Source organism: Blautia sp. DFI.1.216 (assembly GCF_020594215.1).
Taxonomy (GTDB): Bacteria; Bacillota; Clostridia; order Lachnospirales; family Lachnospiraceae; genus Blautia_A; species Blautia_A wexlerae.
Map to the genome: position 1 here is coordinate 1 of NZ_JAJDML010000160.1, position 640 is coordinate 640.

At 55.3% G+C, this 640-nt stretch carries 1 protein-coding gene; it reads left to right on the forward strand.

Features of this window, described 5'->3' with window-relative positions; all coding sequences use genetic code 11:
- Positions 1-640, forward strand: a 640-nt coding sequence (locus LJE11_RS19215; RefSeq protein WP_227296416.1) for a virulence-associated E family protein, incomplete at both ends; no start/stop codon positions are given.

A 640-nucleotide genomic window follows, 5' to 3' on the forward strand; every position in this document is an offset into this window, starting at 1 on the left:
CACTTTCTGGGGGCTGACGCAGACGATTACACCTATGAAGCGTTGAAGCTGTTCCTGCTGGGTGCAATCTCACGAGCCTTTCAGCCGGGGTGTAAGTTTGAAATCATGCTCTGTCTGGTCGGCGGTCAGGGGGCTGGCAAGTCCACCTTCTTCCGTCTGCTGGCAGTCCGGGACGAGTGGTTCTCCGATGATTTGCGGAAGCTGGACGATGACAATGTGTACCGCAAGCTGCAAGGTCACTGGATTATCGAAATGTCGGAAATGATGGCAACCGCCAACGCCAAGAGCATTGAGGAAATCAAGTCATTTTTAAGCCGGCAGAAAGAGGTTTACAAGATACCCTATGAAACCCACCCGGCAGACCGCCCCCGTCAGTGCGTGTTTGGCGGCACTTCCAATGCCCTTGACTTCCTGCCCCTTGACCGTTCCGGCAACCGCCGCTTTATCCCCGTCATGGTGTACCCGGAGCAAGCCGAGGTTCACATTTTGGAGGACGAAGCTGCTTCCAGAGCCTATATCGGGCAGATGTGGGCGGAAGCGATGGAGATTTACCGAAGCGGCAGATTCAAGCTGGCTTTCAGCCCCGCCATGCAGCGGTATCTCAAAGAACACCAGCGGGATTTTATGCCGGAGGACACCA